This is a genomic window from Glutamicibacter mishrai (assembly GCF_012221945.1).
GTDB classification, from domain to species: domain Bacteria; phylum Actinomycetota; class Actinomycetes; order Actinomycetales; family Micrococcaceae; genus Glutamicibacter; species Glutamicibacter mishrai.
In genome coordinates, this window is sequence record NZ_CP032549.1 from 204,872 (window position 1) to 222,904 (window position 18,033).

At 58.8% G+C, this 18,033-nt stretch carries 16 protein-coding genes; 6 read left to right on the forward strand and 10 right to left on the reverse strand.

Annotated elements, in window-relative coordinates; translation table 11 throughout:
- Nucleotide 1 precedes the first annotated feature (1 nt).
- From D3791_RS00955 to D3791_RS00975, 5 genes are all read right to left on the reverse strand, one after another.
- Nucleotides 2-673 (reverse strand): lysophospholipid acyltransferase family protein, encoded by a 672-nt coding sequence (locus tag D3791_RS00955; protein WP_022876415.1) that lies wholly within the window; start codon nt 671-673, stop codon nt 2-4.
- Nucleotides 674-1,378, reverse strand: a complete 705-nt coding sequence (locus D3791_RS00960; protein WP_035762503.1) for an HAD family hydrolase — start codon at nt 1,376-1,378, stop codon at nt 674-676. It lies immediately after the preceding gene.
- 87 nt (nt 1,379-1,465) lie between these two features.
- On the reverse strand, nt 1,466-4,336 hold the full coding sequence (gene uvrA, locus D3791_RS00965) for an excinuclease ABC subunit UvrA (RefSeq protein ID WP_172511048.1): 2,871 nt from the start codon (nt 4,334-4,336) through the stop codon (nt 1,466-1,468).
- 107 nt (nt 4,337-4,443) lie between these two features.
- A complete protein-coding gene (locus tag D3791_RS00970) occupies nt 4,444-6,006 on the reverse strand; it encodes an outer membrane protein assembly factor BamB family protein (RefSeq protein WP_172511049.1) in 1,563 nt (520 codons plus the stop codon).
- A gap of 119 nt (nt 6,007-6,125) precedes the next feature.
- On the reverse strand, nt 6,126-6,503 hold the full coding sequence (locus D3791_RS00975) for a GntR family transcriptional regulator (RefSeq protein ID WP_022876419.1): 378 nt from the start codon (nt 6,501-6,503) through the stop codon (nt 6,126-6,128).
- A gap of 83 nt (nt 6,504-6,586) precedes the next feature.
- Between D3791_RS00975 and D3791_RS00980 the strand changes: the two genes are divergently transcribed.
- Nucleotides 6,587-7,240 (forward strand): MBL fold metallo-hydrolase, encoded by a 654-nt coding sequence (locus D3791_RS00980; protein WP_172511050.1) that lies wholly within the window; start codon nt 6,587-6,589, stop codon nt 7,238-7,240.
- A gap of 88 nt (nt 7,241-7,328) precedes the next feature.
- On the opposite strand, the gene D3791_RS00985 is transcribed toward D3791_RS00980, so the two are convergent.
- Nucleotides 7,329-8,123: a methyltransferase domain-containing protein gene (locus tag D3791_RS00985; protein ID WP_172511051.1), complete on the reverse strand. Its 795-nt coding sequence runs from the start codon at nt 8,121-8,123 to the stop codon at nt 7,329-7,331.
- Nucleotides 8,124-8,199: 76 nt separating this feature from the next.
- On the opposite strand from D3791_RS00985, the gene D3791_RS00990 reads away from it, so the two are divergent.
- The 3 genes from D3791_RS00990 (at nt 8,200) to D3791_RS01000 (ending at nt 11,400) form a co-directional block, all read left to right on the forward strand.
- Nucleotides 8,200-10,731, forward strand: coding sequence for a DEAD/DEAH box helicase (locus D3791_RS00990; protein ID WP_172511052.1), 2,532 nt, complete (start codon nt 8,200-8,202; stop codon nt 10,729-10,731).
- Between the two features lie 4 nt (nt 10,732-10,735).
- Nucleotides 10,736-11,140, forward strand: a complete 405-nt coding sequence (locus tag D3791_RS00995) for an NUDIX domain-containing protein (protein ID WP_172511053.1) — start codon at nt 10,736-10,738, stop codon at nt 11,138-11,140.
- Nucleotides 11,141-11,214: 74 nt separating this feature from the next.
- Nucleotides 11,215-11,400: a hypothetical protein gene (locus tag D3791_RS01000; RefSeq protein WP_152485563.1), complete on the forward strand. Its 186-nt coding sequence runs from the start codon at nt 11,215-11,217 to the stop codon at nt 11,398-11,400.
- 3 nt (nt 11,401-11,403) lie between these two features.
- On the opposite strand, the gene D3791_RS01005 is transcribed toward D3791_RS01000, so the two are convergent.
- Nucleotides 11,404-12,156 (reverse strand): metal-dependent hydrolase, encoded by a 753-nt coding sequence (locus D3791_RS01005; RefSeq protein ID WP_172511054.1) that lies wholly within the window; start codon nt 12,154-12,156, stop codon nt 11,404-11,406.
- Nucleotides 12,157-12,218: 62 nt separating this feature from the next.
- Here D3791_RS01005 and D3791_RS01010 point away from each other — a divergent pair, with 62 nt between their 5' ends.
- Together D3791_RS01010 and D3791_RS01015 are read left to right on the forward strand one after the other, a co-directional pair.
- Nucleotides 12,219-12,707, forward strand: coding sequence for a GNAT family N-acetyltransferase (locus tag D3791_RS01010; protein WP_022876426.1), 489 nt, complete (start codon nt 12,219-12,221; stop codon nt 12,705-12,707).
- Entirely contained in the window at nt 12,707-13,993 is a 1,287-nt protein-coding gene (locus D3791_RS01015; RefSeq protein WP_172511055.1) for an alpha/beta fold hydrolase, read from the forward strand. Before D3791_RS01010 ends, D3791_RS01015 begins: the two co-directional genes overlap by 1 nt.
- Nucleotides 13,994-14,060: 67 nt before the next feature.
- On the opposite strand, the gene D3791_RS01020 is transcribed toward D3791_RS01015, so the two are convergent.
- From D3791_RS01020 to uvrB, 3 genes are all read right to left on the reverse strand, one after another.
- Entirely contained in the window at nt 14,061-14,513 is a 453-nt protein-coding gene (locus D3791_RS01020; protein ID WP_172511056.1) for a MarR family winged helix-turn-helix transcriptional regulator, read from the reverse strand.
- Between the two features lie 96 nt (nt 14,514-14,609).
- A complete protein-coding gene (locus D3791_RS01025; protein WP_035762517.1) occupies nt 14,610-15,614 on the reverse strand; it encodes a TerC/Alx family metal homeostasis membrane protein in 1,005 nt (334 codons plus the stop codon).
- 276 nt (nt 15,615-15,890) lie between these two features.
- Nucleotides 15,891-17,978 (reverse strand): excinuclease ABC subunit UvrB, encoded by a 2,088-nt coding sequence (uvrB, locus tag D3791_RS01030; RefSeq protein WP_172511057.1) that lies wholly within the window; start codon nt 17,976-17,978, stop codon nt 15,891-15,893.
- Nucleotides 17,979-18,033: the final 55 nt, after the last annotated feature.

Sequence of the window (18,033 nt, forward strand, 5' to 3'; positions counted from 1 at the left end):
ATTATTTCGCGTCTGGAGGTAACTGATTGTATGAGTCGACGCGTTCCTGGCCTGACAGTTCAGCAATAGCATCCACAATACGATCCGTCGCTTGACGGCGTTGCGGCAGTGGATGTTTGCGGCCCAGCTGGTCGAATTGCAGCGGCTCACCATAATGGATGTGGAATTTGGCTGGCTTGAAGCCCTTCGAACCTGCTGGCTGCAACTTCTCGGTGCCGATCAGGCCCACCGGCACCACAGGTACGCCCGTGGTCAACGCAAGCCAACCTACACCGGTTCGGCCTCGATACAGCTTTCCATCGCGTGAACGCGTGCCTTCGGGGTAAATCCCGATACCGCTGCCATCTTCGATGATGTCCACCAGAGAATCGAGAGCCGCCACTGAGGCAGCCTGCTCTCCACGCTGCACCGGAATCGATCCAACTGATTCGAAAAATGTCTTCATCAGTTTTCCCTTGACGCCGGGCGTGGTGAAATACTCCGCTTTCGCGAAGAAGGCAACGTCACGAGGGGTCAAGGCCTGGATGATGAGCGAGTCGAAAAAAGAAAGGTGGTTCGATGCGACGATGAACCCGCCCTCTTTGGGCACATTTTCCAGACCGGTAACCTCGGCACGGCAAACGCCATGGATAACACCGCGAATCGAAGCGCGGGTCATGGTGTAGATGCTCATTTATTCTGCACCTTCCTGCATGACGCTTGCTTCGATTTCTATTGAACTGGCAGCCCGCTCGCCCAGGAGCGCTTGCGCTAGTTCTTTGACATTGTCTACTTGCCGGTCGGCCTTGGACAGCTCATCGCCCTGGGCGAATCCCCAAGCCACGCCGATGGAAGCGACGGAATTCTCGCGGGCCGCATCCAAGTCGTAGTACCGGTCCCCCACGACAACGCTGGATTTCGCATCCAAGCTTGCGTGGGACAAAGCTTCGGCGACAATGTGCGTTTTGCTTGAACCCATAGCTCCATGCTCGCCGGCATTTCCATGAATCGCATCCAAATGCTCGGTCAGGCCTTTTCGGTCCAGGAGCAATCGTGCGATGTCCACGGGTTTTGCCGTGGTGACGGCAACGTAGATATTTTCGCTGCGCAAAGCCTCTAATAGCGCGACGATGCCTGGGTAAATGCGCGATTCATCCATACCCACTTCTTCATACCTGGCACGGTACGTCGCGATGATGGAATCAATGTTTTCGTCGGTAACGCCCTCTATGGTGCGAAGCCCCACTTGAAGCGGAGGACCCACTAGAGCTTCCACTCGTGCCTCGCCTGGATCCGAAAGACCGTGTGCCACGAGGGCGTGACGGATACCCGAAGTAATGGCACCTGCGGGATCCACGAGGGTCCCGTCAAGGTCGAAGAGCACGCTTGTTACCGACATATTCACTTAGCTATCTTCCCATGAAGCAGGCGCGGGTCAGGAATCCATGACTGAAATGGCATATTTCCCCGATCCGCGCCGCTATTTCTACAGGATTTCGGCCAAGAACTTTCCGGTGTGCGACTCGCTGACCTTGGCCACCTTTTCAGGCGTGCCGGTCGCAAGGATCGTACCGCCGCCGGAACCGCCCTCAGGGCCGAGGTCGATCACCCAGTCCGCCGACTTGATCACGTCAAGGTTGTGCTCGATGGTCAAGACCGTGTTGCCCTTGTCGACCAAACCTTGCAGCACCTTCAGGAGCTTGCGGATGTCCTCGAAGTGCAGGCCTGTGGTTGGCTCATCCAGCACGTAGATGGAGCGGCCGTTCGAACGCTTCTGCAATTCGGCGGCCAGCTTGACGCGCTGGGCTTCACCACCGGAAAGGGTCGTGGCCGGCTGTCCCAAACGCACATATCCCAATCCAACGTCAACCAAGGTCCTGAGGTGGCGGGCAATCGGCGTGAAGGCACTGAAGAATTCGGCGCCTTCTGCGATTGGCATGTCCAGGACATCGGCAATGTTCTTGCCCTTGTACAGCACCTGCAATGTCTCGCGGTTGTATCGCGCGCCATGGCAGACTTCGCATGGCACGTAAACGTCGGGCAGGAAGTTCATCTCGATCTTCAACGTTCCGTCGCCGGAGCACGCCTCGCAGCGACCGCCCTTGACGTTGAAGGAGAAGCGACCCGGCTGGTAGCCGCGCAATTTAGCTTCGTTGGTTTCAGCGAAGAGCTTGCGAATGTGGTCGAACACGCCAGTGTACGTGGCGGGATTTGATCGCGGGGTACGGCCGATCGGCGACTGGTCTACGTGTACGACCTTGTCCAGGTGCTCAAGGCCGAGCACCCGGGTGTGCCGTCCTGGTACCTGCTTGGCGCCGTTGAGCTTGTTGGCCAGGACCTTGTAGAGAATGTCGTTGACCAAGGTGGACTTGCCCGAGCCGGACACGCCGGTCACTGCGGTAAGCAGGCCCAGCGGGAATTCGACAGAGACATCTTGGAGGTTGTTTTCGCTGGCGCCGACAACTTTGAGCTTGCGGTCCTTATCAACCTTGCGCCGTTTGGTCGGGACATCAATCTTCTTGCGACCCGACAGGTAATCGCCGGTCAACGACTGGGTATTGGCCTTCAACCCTTCAACCGAACCGGAGTGCACAACTTCGCCGCCGTGCTCGCCGGCCCCAGGCCCGATGTCCACGATCCAATCGGCTTCAGCGATGGTGTCTTCGTCGTGCTCGACAACGATCAGCGTATTGCCCAACGAGCGAAGATGCAGCAGCGTGTCGATCAGGCGGCGGTTATCGCGCTGGTGCAAGCCGATGGAAGGCTCGTCAAGCACATACAGGACGCCTACCAGGCCCGAACCGATCTGTGTGGCCAAGCGAATACGCTGGGCTTCGCCGCCGGACAGCGTGCCAGCGGCGCGCTCAAGAGTGAGATATTCGAGCCCGACGTCCAGCAGGAACTTCATGCGAGCGTCGATTTCCTTCAACACCTGAGCTGCAATCTTGGCTTCGCGTGTGGAGAGCTCGATGGTCGAGAGGAAGTTGGCAGCACTGCGCAAATCCATTGCCGAAACTTCAGCGATGGATCGTCCGCCGATCAAGACGGAGAGCGATGCCGGGTTCAGTCGGGCGCCACCACATGTCGGGCACGGAATCTGGCGCATGTACTGCTCATAGCGATCACGCGCATGATCGGATTCAGTTTCTTCATGCTTACGGTGAACGTACGAGATGACACCTTCGAAGCCGGTAGAGTACTTGCGTTCACGTCCGAAGCGATTCTTGTACTGGACAACAACCTTGTGGTCCTTGCCGTTGAGGATCGCTTCGCGCGCCTTGGCCGGCAGGTCCTTCCACTGGGTATCCATCGTGAAGCCCAGCTCGTTGCCTAGGCCTTCGATCAGGCGATTCCAATACTCGGTGGTCGCCTTGCCCAACGACCATGGAGCGATAGCGCCATCGGCAAGGGTGACTTCTGGGTCTGGCACGATCAGGTGCTCGTCTACTTCAAGCTTGGTGCCGATACCTGAGCATGCCGAGCATGCGCCGAACGGGTTGTTGAAGGAGAAAGTTCGCGGCTCGATTTCATCGATTGCGAGCGGGTGCTCGTTTGGGCATGCCAGGTTCTCGGAGAAGGCGCGCACTCGCTGCGGGTCGGCTTCATCCAGATCGACAAAGTCTGCTAATACCCGGCCGTCTGCGATTCCCAATGCGGTTTCAATCGAATCGGTCAGACGCTGGCGCGCATCTTCCTTGATGGCCAAACGGTCAACGACCACCTCGATGGTGTGCTTTACCTGCTTGGCCAGCTTCGGTGGGTCATTTAGTTGAATGGTGGTTCCGTCAACGCGTGCACGCGAGAAACCCTTTGAGGAGAGCTCGGCGAAGAGGTCGACGAATTCGCCCTTGCGCGCTCGGACGACCGGAGCGAGAATCTGGAAACGGGTCTTCTCCGGCAGCTCCATGAGCTGATCCACGATTTGCTGAGGCGTCTGCTTGGAGATCGGCTCATGGCAAATTGGGCAATGCGGCCGTCCGACTCGCGCCCAGAGCAAACGCATGTAGTCATAGACCTCAGTGATCGTACCTACGGTCGACCGGGGGTTACGGCTAGTGGACTTCTGGTCGATTGACACTGCTGGCGACAAGCCCTCAATGAAGTCAACGTCTGGCTTGTCCACCTGCCCAAGGAACATGCGGGCATAGGCAGAAAGAGACTCGACGTACCGACGCTGGCCCTCGGCGAAGATGGTGTCGAATGCCAGTGAAGACTTTCCGGAGCCGGATAGACCGGTGAAGACGATCATCGCATCACGCGGAAGATCAATGTCAACATTTTTCAGGTTGTGCTCACGCGCGCCCTTGACGACCAATCGGGTGAGATCTGTTTTCTTGCTCTCTGCAGTAATAGCCACGAAGCCATACTAATCGAAAACTGCTTCGAATAAGTGTACGAATGGTCCTATCTCACAGAAATTTTTCGCTAGGCTTATTCGCCCGATCGGCGAGCGCAAATTTTGCGCTAGTTACCGGCTGGCTCAGCCAACCGATACGCAACCATTCCTTCAATCTGGCTCAGAACCACGACATCTTCGGTCTTGTATCCGGCCCTTCTGAATTCATCGACATCAGGGACGTCCATCGTAGGTTTCCACGAGCCGCGTTTGCACACCATTTGAGCATCGTCGAATCGACTATCCCCCGCGGCTTTGCTGAGAGACGGGGATTCCGTGCCTAGAGTCGCGGAGTAAACGAAGTATGCTTCGCGATCAAGGGTGCACAACACGTCATTCCCGACAGCTTCCTCCAAGGGCATTACTGTCCCGTCCAGGCTATGGACTGCTTTGTCTCCTCCTGCCAGAGGGAGGATAGAGATCGGATCCTCGGTGGTGGGCATTCCGGCTTCACGCAGCCGCTCAGCGTATTTGTTTACATCGCTGAGCTTGTGTTTCCACTTTCGGACGCCGGTACTTGCCTCAAATGCGGCTACGCTCCATGCCGCGCCTTTCGTCGATCTCGAGTAATACCCGTCGCCTTTATCAGTTAGTTTGCGTTGGCCAGCAGTGTAATAACAGAGAACGATCGTGTAGTTTGGAGCGGCGCTCCCCTGCTCCGAAGCAGCACCGCACATTGACGACGCCCCATTTTGGCGCCACAGAACTTTACCGCTCTTGGCATCAACTGACACTAGTTTCGATAAGTCAGCCAATTTGTACGTAGCCGTTTTCTTGTCGGATTCGAAGAAATCATCCTGCGCATGTTGCCCGTAACCGAGCAGGATCTCAACGTCTTCGCCTGCAGTACCCCATGCCCAACCTGCTGTTGAGGAGTAGCCTTTGCCGAATACTTCTTCATACGGCCGGTTCCACAGGGTCTTCGACCCTTTGGAATAGCTCAGCATCTCTATATCTTCGTCCCAGTATGAGCTTAGCCCTGTGAACAAGGAATGCCCGCCTCGCTGGAGGCAATATTCAAGCTCTAGAGTCGGCACCGCCTGCCATTGCTTGCTGGACCAATTGAATTTGAAATGCTGGCGTTCAAGCAGCTGACCATTGCTTACTTTTGAACCTTCGGTGCAGAACGTCTTACCGCAGGCAAAAGGACGGTCGCCCCAAAATTCAAAATTCTTTCCGATTTTTACTTGTTCGCCAGTGGAGATGTCGGTGATCGTCAACCATCCATAAGCTCCGGTTTTGGTTCCCGCGTAAGCCGCATAATGCCTGCCACCGTGCTTTACGAGTTCAATGTCCAGATCCACACCCAGGGCATCGGCAGCGCCCAGCGCTTCATCTTTCCAGAGCTGTTTGCCGTTTTTCAGGTTCCTGGCGATGATTTCCAACTGAGGGCCTTGGTGCCGATAGGCAATAGCAACATCTCCGATCAATTCGACATCGGATACGAGAACTTCTTTGCTTTTCCACTCAACAGTCGCAGGCACAGGTGTTGGATTTTCCGACGCTTTGGAAGCTGGTTCCGCTTGACTGGCGGTGCAGCAGCCCGAAAGCCCGACGCCCAGAACGAGCGCGCAGGTGGCGATAACAGCGATACTCACGAACTTCCTGCGATCACGTGCATTCGAGTTCATGGTGGATTCCTGACCCCGGGACTATTGATTAGTTCCAGAGTCTAAACCGAGTTCTCAAGGAAGCATCGGGCTTATCCACAAATCCCGGTATTCGCCATGCGCGGGATTAGTCCCGTTGCCTAGCGGGGCAGGGAGCTAAAGGCTGCGCGAAGGTATTTCACCGCAGTTGCTTCATCCACGGACCACAACTGCGCAATCCGAGCCAAATCTGCGGCTGCGTCGCTCACTTCTTGCTCGGCACGGTTCTCTGCTGCCTGCACCACTGTGCCGTGGCGCCCACGTGTGACAACGGCACCCTGCAATTCGAGTTCCTTGTAGACCTTGGCAACGGTATTTACCGCGAGGTTCAGCGTGCCAGAGAGTGCACGGACCGACGGGAGCTTGGTCCCCGGGGCGAGCTTTCCCTTGGCAATCGCTGAGAGAATCTGTTCACGGACCTGCTGGTATGGCGCGACAGTGGATTTAGGGTCGATCTTGATGAATCCTAGTTCGCTCATGCTCTGCTCCATTCTTTAGGACTATGACTCGTGTTGTCCCGAGCCTATCGCGTTGACCCGCCAATCCAACGTAGTGTGAGGGTATGAACGAACTACTGCTAGATGATGTAACCATCCGCTGGATCTCCGTATCCGACATGGCTAACAATGTTTATCTCATTACCAACCGCGCATCGGGAGAGCAGCTTCTGGTGGACGCGGCAGACGATGCCTCTGCTATTGCAGGACTCATCGACGAAGCCAAGAATGATGCGGATCATCCGCGAATCGTTGGCATCGCGACAACGCATCAGCACTGGGACCATGTTCGGGCTTTGGCCGAGCTCGTCGATCAACACCCTGTGACTACTTACGCCGGTGCCGACGACATGGCAGGAATTGCCGAAGAGTCCGGCGTACAGGTCACCAATGGCCTGAACCACGGCGATCAGCTCAAGCTTGGCGAGGTCATTATCGAAGCCATCCACCTGCGCGGCCATACTCCAGGATCGATCGGCTACGCACTGGTTGATTCCTCCGGCCAGCCAGTCATCCTCAGTGGCGACAGCCTATTCCCAGGTGGCGTGGGCAATACGTGGAAGGATCCGCAGCGTTTCCTCTCGCTGATCACCGACGTATCCGAACGGATCTTCGATCGCTTCCCGGATGAAACCAAAGTCCTCCCGGGACATGGCGATACAACCACCCTAGGAGCCGAGCGTCCGCATCTGGACGAGTGGCGCGAACGCGGCTGGTAGGCCTTGACCGTTGTGGCGCCAGCTGGCGACAAACCTGCTGGCGCCACAACGAGTGTTCCGGGCTAGGCTCCGAACGAGAGTGAAGCTGTTATCCGGCTAGCTTGTGGCCCACCATGAATATGCGACGGAACGGGAAGTTGGTCAGCGTCGTGCCGTCCGGGGTTTGGAAGGACGGGTAGTGCGGGGAAACCGCAGTTCGATAGTCATTCTCGAATTCGACGTAGTCGCCGGCATTCAACGACGCCTTCACCGGCAGCAGGGCAGTTCCGCGGACCCAGTCCAAAATCGGGTCATCGCCAAGCAGCACCTGATGGAACGTCGTCTCCCAGACATTTGCCTGGAACCCCGCGTCTAGCAGGATTCGCTGGTACTCGTCCGGCTCCCCTACGACGTCACCTCCTCGTAAGACGCCGCCGAGCTTGCCTGCCCACTTTGAGCTCTCGGCTACCTCGCGCATGAGCGCGTGGGAGGGCGACCCGAAGTTGCCGGGCACCTGGATCGCCACATAGGAACCGGCCTTCATCTTTCGCAGCCACGATGCCAACAGGTCACGATGATTTGGCAACCACTGCAGCATGGCGTTGGAGAACAACAGATCCAGGTCCTCATCGGGCTGCCACTGCGTCGCGTCAGCCAAGGCGAAGCCCAGATTCGCTTCATGCTCCGATGACGTGGCTTTAGCGATCATTTCCTGTGAGGCATCCAGCCCCGCTACCTGGGCGTCAGGCCACCGCCGGGCAATAAGCCGTGTCATATTGCCCGGTCCGCAGCCCAGATCAACGACCTTCTTCGGGTTGGCTTCAGCTAGCTGCCCGAGCAAGTCCTTATAGGGGCGTCCACGGTAATCGGAAAATTCTGTGTACTTTGCTGGATCCCATTTCATGCCCTAAGCCTAATCCTTGGATCTGCGTCCAATCAGGCACGCAGTCATACTTCTCAACCGATAAGCTAAGAACATCATGTTGCTCACCGAATATTTGCCAGCAAACAGCAAAAACGTATCCGACGACGAAATCTATGAGGCTTTTGGCCAATGGGTCACCTCTCGGGGCATCAATCTCTATCCTGCCCAAGATGAAGCGTCGATGGCTCTGGCTGGCGGCAACAACGTCATCCTTGCCACGCCTACCGGGTCCGGCAAGTCAATGGTCGCCATCGCCGCGCACTTCTATGCCATGGCCCGCGACCAGATCAGCTTCTATACCGCGCCAATCAAGGCCCTGGTTTCCGAGAAGTTCTTCGACCTCTGCAAAATCTTCGGCGCGGAAAATGTCGGCATGGTTACCGGAGACTCGTCGGTCAATGCCGACGCACCGATTATCTGCTGTACCGCGGAGATCCTGGCGAACATTGCTCTGCGCGAAGGCTCCAAAGCCGATGTCGGCTGCGTCATCATGGATGAATTCCACTTCTATGCCGATCCGCAGCGTGGCTGGGCCTGGCAGGTGCCACTCATCGAGCTTCCGCAGGCACAATTCCTGCTGATGAGCGCCACGCTCGGTGACGTGACCCGTTTCGAAAAGGAATTGGAAGAGCGCACCGGAACGCCCACTGTTACTGTGGCACATACCGAGCGCCCGATCCCTCTGCATTTCTACTACTCCATGGAGCCAGTCCAGGAAGCGGTCGAGGAACTGATCAAGACCAAGCAGGTCCCGATCTACATCGTGCACTTCTCCCAGCTCGACGCGATCGACCGCGCCACCGGGCTCATGAGCATCAATGTCGCTACGCGCGAGGAGAAAGAAAAAATCTCCGAGATGATCGGCGGTTTCCGCTTTGCCGCAGGTTTCGGCAAAACCCTCAACCGCCTGGTTCGCCACGGAATCGGCATCCACCACGCAGGCATGCTGCCCAAATACCGGCGCTTGGTCGAGCAGCTTGCCCAGGCCGGCCTGCTCAAGGTCATCTGCGGTACCGACACCTTGGGCGTGGGCATCAACGTGCCAATCCGCACGGTGGTCATCACGGCCCTGTCCAAATTCGACGGCACCCGTACACGCATCGTGAATGCCCGCGAGTTTCACCAGATCGCAGGACGAGCGGGCCGAGCAGGTTTTGATACCGCGGGAACGGTGCTGGTCCAAGCGCCGGAGCACGCGATCGAAAATCATAAGGCGATGGAAAAGGCCCTCAAGAAGCACGGCGAGGGTTCTTCCAAGCTCAAGCAGATTCCGAAGAAGAAGCCACCTCAGAATTTTGTGACCTGGGGCGAAAAGACCTTCGACAAGATCGTTGCCGCTCCCCCGGAAACGCTGAAGTCCTCGTTCCAGGTATCGCACTCCATGCTGCTGAACCTGTTGGAGCGCGAAGACAACGCCTTTGAAGCCGCGGTTCGCCTGTTGAGCGAAAACCACGAGACGCCATCCACCCAGCGCAAGCTAAAGCTGCGCGCCATCGGCATCCTTCGTGAACTGATTGCCACCGAAGTTGTCGTGCGGCGCGATGAGCCCGACGAATACGGCAACTACTACGAGTTGACCGTGCATCTTCAGCAGAACTTCGCGCTGAACCAGCCCCTGTCCCCCTTCGCCCTTGCGGCCTTGGATTTGCTGGACCCGGATTCAGCCAGTTACGCACTCGATGTGGTGTCGGTGATCGAGGCTACCCTCGAAAAGCCGCGCCAGGTGCTTTCGGGCCAGGAGAAGAAGGCACGCGGCGAGGCGATTGCCGTCATGAAGGCCGAAGGCATGGACTACAACGACCGCATGAATGCGCTCGATGAAATCACTTACCCGATGCCTCTGGCGGAAAAGCTGGAATCGGCATTTGAGCAGTATCGCTCCGGCGCTCCTTGGCTTGCCGACTTCGAGCTGCAGCCCAAGTCGATCGTCCGCGATATGTACGAACGCGCCATGGGATTCTCCGACTTCGTCCAGTACTACCAGTTGGCCCGCTCCGAAGGCGTCCTGCTGCGCTACCTCACGGATGCGTACAAGGCGCTGCGCCAAACCGTCCCGCAAGATGCGCTGCGCGAAGACCTCGAAGACCTTATCGAGTGGCTTGGCGAGATGATTCGCCAGATCGACTCCTCGTTGCTGGACGAATGGGAAGAGCTCTCCCGTGGTGAACTGCACGAAGAAACCGAAACGGCACCTCCTCCGGCCCCGGAAAAGCTGACCAGCAACAAGCGCGCATTCCGCGTGATGGTGCGCAATGAGATGTTCCGCCGTGTCAAGCTTTTTGCCGACGAACAGGACCAGGCCCTCGGCGAGCTCGACGGGCACAATGGCTTCGACGCCGACGCATGGGCCGATGCCATGGACGGCTATTTCGATGAGCACGAGGACATCGATGACGGCCCAACCGGCCGCAGCTCGAAATTGTTCATCGTCAATGAGCTGCCCAACCGCGTGTGGGAGATCCGCCAGATCTTTGCTGACCCCGCCGAACACCACGACTGGGGTATCAGCGCGACGATCTCATTGGACGATTCAGACGAGGTCGGCGCTCCAGTGGTGACCGTAACCTCCGTGGGCCGAATGGACTAGCCAGGTGACCGCCATCAGCTATGTTGTGCTCCGCCGGGGCGAAGAAGTGCTTTTGCAGCTTCGACGGGGCACTGGGTTCATGGACGGTTGCTGGAGCATCGCCGCGGCTGGACACGTGGAATCTGGCGAATCCAGCGCGGCCGCAGCGATTCGAGAAGCATGGGAAGAATTAGGCGTTCGTATCGCTGCGCATGACCTTCAGGAGCTGCTCACGGTAAGCCGGACGAATTCGATTCCGGGAGCTGGCGACATTGATGATCATTTTCATCTGGCGACCGCTTGGAGCGGCACGCCGCGGATCATGGAACCGGATAAAGCCGGCGACTTGCGCTGGTTCCGGCTTGGCGAGCTCCCAGGGAATCTGGTGCCTCATGAAAAAGCCGTGCTCTTGAAACTGCTCGCTAACTAGCGCCTTTGCCTGCTGCCCGCACAAGTTGTCGTAAATCGATAGCCATGTTGCGGGCAGTGTCGTAGGGTATGGCCATGAACGGATTCCAGCTGCGTCTCGTTGGCGGATGCATCATACTGTTTGTCCTGATCGGACTGCTCAGCGGTTGGTCAGCTCTTTTTGCCGCCGAGGCACTCATTTCCACGCTGTTCCAAATCGGGCTTCTGCTGCTGGGGCTGGCGCTGGTCTACCAGGGCGAAAACACGACCCTCAAGAATTAGCCATTACGCAACGATCAGAGCGATGCCCACGTAGGTGGTCAGCAACGTCGCCAAAAGCCATTCCGCGGTCGAACCGGTTTCGGCAAGGACCGGGACGGCGATCCGGCCATTGGCTTTCCAGCAACCGCCGATTAGCGGCAATTTGCGGAACCAGCGCGGCGAGCCGATCTTGATCGGCCAAATGAGGTTGCAGCCCCCGATGGTCAACATGTCGCCAAGGACATGCACCACTACGCCCAACGCCACCGCCAGCAAGAACCAGATATTCTCCTCGGGGGCATTGACCCCCACAAAAGCACCGGTCGCCAAGGCAATAATCCAGCAAAGCACCGGCGGCATGAATTTAACGGATTTCACCGCAAAGGAAATCAGCAAGATCGCAAAGAGTGCAGCCCCGGGATAGACCGTGCCAAGGGCAGCAGTATGGACATCCCAGCCGTTGGCCAGCCACGCCAAGAAAATGAAGAAGGCCATGCCCACGATCGAGTGGGTTCCGTTGCGGTGCCCGCCGGATACCTCTCCGATAACCCGGGCGAAAATTCTTGAAAAAGGCGGCAGGGCACGAGCAATGGTCGCCCCATGGTGGTCCGCGTCAGGCAGCAAGGCCGCACCGGCGCAGACGATGGCTCCAGCGAGCGTCTCCCAGCGGTCCATCTGAAAGGTGCCCAATCCGAGATTGACCGAGCCGACGGTGACCGGAGTAGTAATTGCCAACCATGCGGCTGCGCCGCTCACCGCGTGGTGTCCACCCATCATGCATTCAACCTTAGGACTGGTCACCGACGTTTTAGCGATACGACAGCGGTAAGCTAGGACACATGAGTATTGTGCGTGAAGCCGTCATCGATGACTGCCCTCAAATTCTGGACCTGATTCAAGAACTGGCGGACTATGAGAAGGAGCCTGATGCGGTGCGCAACACCGTTGAAGACCTCGAACAGCATCTCTTTGCCGATAGCCCGCAGGCGTTCGCGCATGTGGCTGAAGACGAGACTGGCGCCATCGTCGGCATCGCCATCTGGTACCTGACCTACTCCACCTGGGAAGGCCGCCACGGAATCCATTTGGAAGATCTGTACGTGCGCGCCAACCAGCGAGGGCTGGGTACCGGCAAAGCGCTTCTGAGCACGCTGGCGCGCATCTGCGTCGAGCGCGGATACAAGCGCCTCGAATGGCAGGTCCTCGATTGGAACGAGCCAGCCATTAAATTCTACGACTCGCTCGGCGCCGGTTCCCTCGACGGATGGACCACCCGTCGTTTGGACGGCGACGCCTTGCAGTCACTCGGATCGCAAGGAGCAAAGTAATGGCGCATTACCGCGGCATGGACGTGGCCGATCACCGGATCGAGGTCCCGCTGGATCACTCGCATCCCGAAGGCGAAAAGATTTCGGTTTTCGCCCGGGAAATCAGCACCGACTCCACCAAGCCTTGGCTGTTGTTCCTGCAGGGAGGGCCGGGCGGCAAATCGCCGCGTCCAGGATCCCTATCTGGATGGCTCGCGGAAGCAGTGAAGCACTTCCGCGTGCTTTTGCTCGATCAGCGCGGCACAGGCCTGTCCACCCCTGCCAACCGCCAGACGCTCCCGCTGCGCGGAGACTCCGCAGCTCAGGCACGCTATCTGGCGCATTTCCGCGCGGACTCGATTGTGCGTGATGCCGAAGCGTTCCGTGAACATCTTGGCATTGGCCAGTGGAGCACCCTGGGCCAAAGCTACGGCGGCTTCTGCACCCTGACGTACCTTTCGCTGTTCCCGGGATCACTCACACGATGCCTCGTCACCGGCGGCCTGGCGTCACTGGACCAGGATGCGAAAACCGTGTACCGGGCCACCTACCAGCGAATGACTGAACGCAACCGCGAGTACTTCTCCTGGTACCCGCAGGACTTCGACACGCTGCACAAGATCTACCAGCACCTGCGCGCCAATGACGATGAGCGCTTGCCCAACGGCCAGCGGGTCACCGTCCCCTTGGTGCAAATGCTGGGCATGTACCTGGGTGGCAATACCCGGGTACACCTCTTGCACCACATCTTCGAGGAGGCCTTCGTCCACACCCCGGGTGGCCCGCGGCTCTCCGATGCCTTCCTGGACGCCCTTCAAGCCCAGGCTTCCTTCGCATCAAACCCGCTGTACGCGCTGATGCATGAGACGATCTACGCTCAGGGCCAGGCGACGAACTTCGCGGCCGAAGAAGTGCTCCCGGAATTCCCGGACTTCACAGTCCATGCGGACACGCCCCTGCTGACCGGCGAGATGATTTTCCGGTGGCACTTCTCCGAGGACCCGGCATTGCGCCCGCTGGAAGAGGTCGCCCGCATCCTGGCCGAGCACGAGCACTTCCCGCCGCTCTACGACCTGGAGACCCTGGCCAAGAACACCGTGCCCGTGGCGGCTGCCGTCTACCATGACGACGTCTACGTCGACCGTGAACTCTCCCTGCGCACGGCGTCCCAGGTTAACGGCCTGCAGACCTGGGTCACCGACCAATACCACCACGATGGCATTGGCGATGATGGGCCAGCGATCTTCCGCCGGCTGCTGGCCATGGCCAATGGCGAAGATCCCGAGGCTGCTGCCAAGGACCTCTAAGACCGCAATAGGCAAAAGGCGCGCCGTTCCCCTCGGGGAACGGCGCGCCTTTGGCTATATCCAGACCTCAGCCGTCGAGGTCGGCTGCGATCTGATCGTTGATTCGTTGAATCAGCGGCACTACTCGGGCCAAGGCCTGCTGTTCGGCTTCGCTGAATGCATCCATGCCGCCCAGCAGCACGTCGATGGCCCGCTGTCGGTAGCCGCGGATCTCTTTTCGGCCAGCATCACTCAGGCTGACCAGGCTTGCTCTGCCGTCCTTCGGATCAGGCTGTCGCTGCAGCATGCCGTCGTTTTCCAGACGGATAATCAGTCCGGTCATCGTCGGCTGGGCGACTCGTTGCTCGATCGCGAGGTCGCCCACGCGCTGCGCGCCCAACCGATCCAGCGACGAAAGCACCCGCCACGCAGTGACGGAGCGCCCCTGTCCAGCGGCCTGCCCCAACAGGCGGGACATGGTTCCCGAAGCAAGCGCCAGGTCGGTGGCTACGGTACCTGCATCTAGCGGTGCATCGCTCATAAGTTTTCCCCCAAGAGAAGATCCCTGCATTAGAAACTGGCCAGAGAAAACCCGCCGATCGGCCTGTGCAGGCCAACCGGCGGGTTTTTCCGACGCTTAGATGTCGTCGCTTGAGGCCTTGCTAGATGCGGATGTCATGGACTCGGCTTCTGCAGTGGCTGCAGCGCGCTTGCCCCATGGGGTCCACAGGGACAGCACGGTGGCTACGATAATGGCACCGAGGATCACCAGCAGGGAGACGCCAACGGAGATATCCAGCCATGCGTAGTGCAGTGGCTCGCCGCCGTTGATGAATGGCAGGTTGTTTTCATGCAATGCGTGGAAGACCAGCTTGACGCCGATGAAGGCGAGGATGAAGCTCAGTGCGTGCTTCAGGAAGACCAGACGGTTCATCAGGCCACCGAGCAGGAAGTACAGCTGGCGCAGGCCCATCAGGGCGAAGATGTTCGCGGTGAAAACGATGAAGGCCGACTTGGTCAAGCCGAAGATCGCCGGGATCGAGTCGAAGGCGAACAGCAGGTCGGTCATGCCGATGGTCACGAAGACCAGGACCATTGGGGTGAACAGCTTCTTGCCGTCGACCACGGTGCGCAACTTGGCTCCGTCGAAGTCCTTGGAGATCGGCATGCGGCTGGTCAGCTTCTTGACCAGGCCGCTCTCTTCGTCCTCGTCTTCGTCCTTCAGCTGGTTCCAAGCGGTCCACAGCAGGAAGGCACCGAAGATGTAGAAGACCCACGACCACTGCTCGATGATGGCAGCGCCAAGAACGATGAAGATCGCGCGCAGGATCAGCGCGATGATAATGCCGAACATCAGCACTTCCTGCTGATACTTACGAGGTACCGAGAAGCGCGCCATGATGATGATGAAGACGAACAGGTTGTCCACGGACAACGCGTACTCGGTGATCCAGCCGGCGTAGAATTCCTGGCCGATCTGCGGGCCAGCCTGCCACCAGAGGATGCCGCCGAAGATCAAGGCGAGGCCGATGTACACGCCGACGAAGATGCCGGCTTCCTTCATGGAAGGGATGTGCGGGCGCTTGGTGACGTACAGGAGGTCTGCGATAAGCACCGCACACAGCAAGACCAGCGCGATCATTTCGAATTGAATGGTTAACCCATGAGTGCCCACGGACGAGCGACCTTTCGTTGGAGGGTATGGAAAATCGCCGCAAGTCTCTCCGCCGTCATCCAGGCAATCAAAGTACTTCGAAAGCTGGTTTGCTGATCGGCTGCTGCGCCCGGCGAAACATCATTGGTTCGCGTGTTGACGTTCACAGCATTGGGATACTCCCCTACGTCCAAGCATTAAGTGTAGCGCACAGCATCTCCACAGGCTTTTTCATAACGCAGGACTCGGGCACCCCGGCAGATTCTAGGCGTGCCCGGCCGCCTTCATCTGGCGTAACTCCTTCTTCAATTCGGACACCTCGTCACGAATGCGGGCGGCCAATTCAAACTGCAGTTCAGCAGCCGCGGCATGCATCTGCTCGGTCATTTCCTCGATCTGCGAGAGCAGGTCCTCGGCAGGCGCCGCTGCCAAGCCGTCCTTGCGCACGCCCGAGGACGCCTTGGTGCGCTTGGCATCCTTGGCCAACCGGTTGTTGTTCAGCAGCTCCTGCGTGTCGGCGTCTTCGCGCGCCAGCTGATCGGTGATATCCGCGATCTTCTTGCGCAGCGGCATCGGGTCGATCCCGTGCTCCTTGTTATGCGCTTCCTGGATCGCGCGGCGGCGGTTCGTCTCCTCGATGGCCTGATCCATGGCGTCGGTGATCTTATCGGCGTACATGATCACCTGGCCCGACACGTTACGCGCGGCGCGGCCGATCGTCTGGATCAGCGAGGTCGCCGAACGCAAGAAGCCCTGCTTATCCGCATCCAGAATGGCCACCAGCGACACCTCGGGCAGGTCCAGACCCTCTCGCAGCAGGTTGATGCCCACCAGCACGTCGAAGGAACCCATGCGCAGTTCGCGCAGCAGCTCCACACGGCGGATGGTATCCACGTCCGAGTGCAGATACTGCACCCGGACCTGATGTTCGGTGAGGTAGTCGGTCAGGTCCTCGGCCATGCGCTTGGTCAAGGTGGTGACCAGAACACGCTCATCACGGTCCACGCGGGTTCGGATCTCGTCCAGCAAGTCATCGATCTGGCCCTTGGTGGGTTTGACGATGATCTCCGGGTCGATCAGGCCGGTCGGGCGGATGATTTGCTCCACGAATCCATCGGACTTGCCCAGTTCGTACTTGCCCGGGGTAGCCGAAAGGTATACCGTCTGGCCGATGCGCTCCAAGAACTCATCCCATTTCAGTGGGCGGTTATCCATCGCGCTGGGCAGACGGAAACCGTGCTCCACTAGGGTGCGCTTGCGCGACATATCGCCCTCGTACATGGCGCCGATCTGCGGCACGGTCACGTGCGACTCATCGATCACCAGCAGGAAGTCATCCGGGAAATAGTCGATCAAACAGTGCGGGGCGCTTCCGGCATCACGGCCGTCAATATGGCGCGAGTAGTTCTCGATGCCGTTGCAGAAGCCCATCTGCTCCATCATTTCCAGGTCATAGGTGGTGCGCATGCGCAGCCGCTGGGCCTCGACCAGCTTATTCTGCGATTCGAGTTCCTTCAGGCGCACCGCCAGCTCATCCTCGATGCGCTTGATGGCCTTGCCCATGCGTTCGGCCCCGGCCACATAGTGGCTGGCCGGGAAGATGTACATTTCGGTTTCTTCGCGGATCACCTCGCCGGTGACCGGGTGCAGGGTGTAGATGGCTTCGACTTCGTCGCCGAAGAACTCGATGCGCACTGCCTGCTCTTCGTACATCGGGATGATCTCCACGGTGTCTCCGCGCACGCGGAAGGTACCACGGTGGAAGTCCATGTCATTGCGGGTGTACTGCATGGCGACGAACTGGCGCAGCATCGCGTCGCGGTCCAGTTCCTCGCCGGTGCGCACGGTGACCATTCCGGCCACGTATTCCTCGGGGGTGCCCAGGCCATAGATGCAGGAGACGGTGGCGACGACGATCGTGTCGCGGCGGGTGAGCAGCGAGTTGGTGGCCGAGTGGCGCAGCCGTTCGACCTCCTCGTTGATCGAGGAGTCCTTCTCGATGAAGGTATCGGTTTGCGGGACGTAGGCCTCGGGCTGGTAGTAGTCGTAGTAGGAGACGAAGTACTCCACCGCATTGTTCGGCAGCAGCTCGCGGAATTCGTTGGCCAACTGGGCGGCCAGGGTCTTGTTCTGCACCAGCACCAGGGTGGGGCGCTGCACCTGCTCGACCAGCCAGGCGGTGGTCGCGGACTTGCCGGTGCCGGTGGCGCCGAGCAGCACGATGTCCTTCTCGCCGTTGTTGATCCGCTCGGTCAGCTCCTTGATGGCCTGCGGCTGGTCGCCGGCTGGCTCATATTCGCTGATGACTTCAAACGGGGCGACAACGCGCTTAATCGGCTGGGCAAGACTCATGCATCCAGCATATCCACTTGCCCCGACCGTTTGCCTCCTGCCCTAGCCAGCTATC